At 50.1% G+C, this 1,935-nt stretch carries 2 protein-coding genes; one reads left to right on the forward strand and one right to left on the reverse strand.

The window, feature by feature from the left end:
- Positions 1-2 precede the first annotated feature (2 nt).
- Positions 3-992 (forward strand): L-threonine 3-dehydrogenase, encoded by a 990-nt coding sequence (tdh, locus tag V7D78_RS17240; protein ID WP_333609683.1) that lies wholly within the window; start codon positions 3-5, stop codon positions 990-992.
- A gap of 57 nt (positions 993-1,049) precedes the next feature.
- Here tdh and V7D78_RS17245 read toward each other — a convergent pair.
- On the reverse strand, positions 1,050-1,935 hold an 886-nt coding region (locus V7D78_RS17245; RefSeq protein WP_333609684.1), incomplete at its 5' end, for a GGDEF domain-containing protein.

Consider the following 1,935-nt stretch of genomic DNA (forward strand, 5'->3'; position numbering starts at 1 on the left):
GCATTTGGCAGACCGAGGTCGATAAGCCGGAAGTTGGCCCGAATGATGTGTTAATCCGCATTAAAAAAACCGCCATTTGCGGCACCGACGTGCATATTTACAAATGGGATGAATGGGCGCAAAACACCATTCCGCATGGCATGGTAGTGGGCCACGAATACGTAGGTGTTATTGAAGGCATGGGCTCAGAAGTGCGTGGCTTTAGTATTGGCGATCGGGTGTCTGGCGAAGGCCATATTACCTGTGGTTATTGCCGCAATTGTCGCGCCGGCCGCGTGCATTTGTGCCGTAATACCATTGGTGTGGGGGTAAACCGTGCCGGCTCTTTTGCCGAGTATCTGGTGATCCCGGCCTTTAATGCCTTTAAATTGCCGGATAACATTCCGGATAATATCGCGGCGATTTTTGACCCCTTTGGTAATGCGGTTCACACCGCCTTGTCTTTTGATTTAGTCGGTGAAGATGTGCTGATTACCGGCGCTGGCCCTATTGGCATTATGGCGGCCGCGGTGGCGCGCCATGTTGGTGCCCGCCATGTGGTGGTGACCGATGTTAACCCTTACCGTTTACAGCTGGCGCTGCAAATGGGTGCCAGCCGGGCGGTCGATGTCAGCAAGCAAAACTTAAAAGACGTGATGAAAGAGCTGGGCATGACCGAGGGCTTTGATGTCGGTCTGGAAATGTCGGGTGTGCCTTCTGCGTTTGGCAGCATGCTGGATACCATGAACCATGGCGGTAAAATTGCCATGTTGGGTATTCCACCCTCCAGTATGGCGGTAGACTGGAATAAAGTGATTTTTAAAGGCTTAGTCATTAAAGGCATTTACGGCCGGGAAATGTTTGAAACCTGGTACAAAATGGCCAGTTTAATTCAGTCTGGCTTAGATTTAACGCCGATTATTACCCACGAAATGCCAATGGCCGAGTTTCAGCAAGGTTTTGACATTATGTGTTCAGGCCAGTCCGGTAAAGTGATCCTGAACTGGTCTTAAAGCTAAGGTTTAATGGCGTTACATAAAAAAGGCGAACGGATGTTCGCCTTTTTGCTGCTATGAAATGTCGCTGGCCGGCGTAAAGGCTGCCTCGCTACACACCTGATTACGACCATTGTGTTTAGCCTGGTATAAGGCCTTATCGGCATTGGCCAGCAGCGCTGTTAAATCATAGCCTGACTGATTGACGTCACTGACACCAAAACTGGCGGTAATCGTAAATTGATTATCGTACTTGCTGGTATCTATGGTCACTAGGGCTTCGCGGCATATTTCGGCCAGCATTTCGGCTTTCGACAGCACGCAATCTGGCAGCACTATGGCGAATTCTTCGCCGCCATTACGGCCAAAAATATCACTGTTGCGCATAAAATGGCGGCAGCTGTGCACCACTTGTTGTAACGCCCAATCTCCGGCGGCATGGCCAAATTGGTCGTTAATGCCCTTAAAATAATCTAAATCAAATAAGATGGCAGACAGTGGCCGCTGATTTTTCTGGCAGTAGCTAATGGCCAGCTTAGCCTGTTGGTTAAAATGGTAGCGGTTGCTAATGCCGGTTAACTGATCGTATTCGGCCATGCGCTTAAAGCGGCGGCTGCCCAATAGCCCCCGGTAGGCCAGCACGGCCAAAATCAGCGTCAGGCTGCTGATTAACACTAGCAGCAAATAGCGGTTATCGGCCTGTTGCTGATACAAGTTGCGCTCTAGCGCCAGCAGTTCGTTGTCTTTGTCGAGTAACTGGATCTGATATTTTTGCAGCTGGGCTTCACCACGGGCCTGATGAAACGCCAGCTGTTGTGAGGCTTTTTCCTGCGCAATGCTGGCCTCTGTTTGCCGCAGTTTATCGGCGTAAAACAGCAGATTATCAAAGTCAGCCTGATGTTTTGCCAGTAAATAAAGCACCTTATAGGTGGCCAGTACCGCTGGATCATTGCGATCGCTG

The organism is Arsukibacterium sp. (genome assembly GCF_036735525.1).
Classification (GTDB): domain Bacteria; phylum Pseudomonadota; class Gammaproteobacteria; order Enterobacterales; family Alteromonadaceae; genus Alishewanella.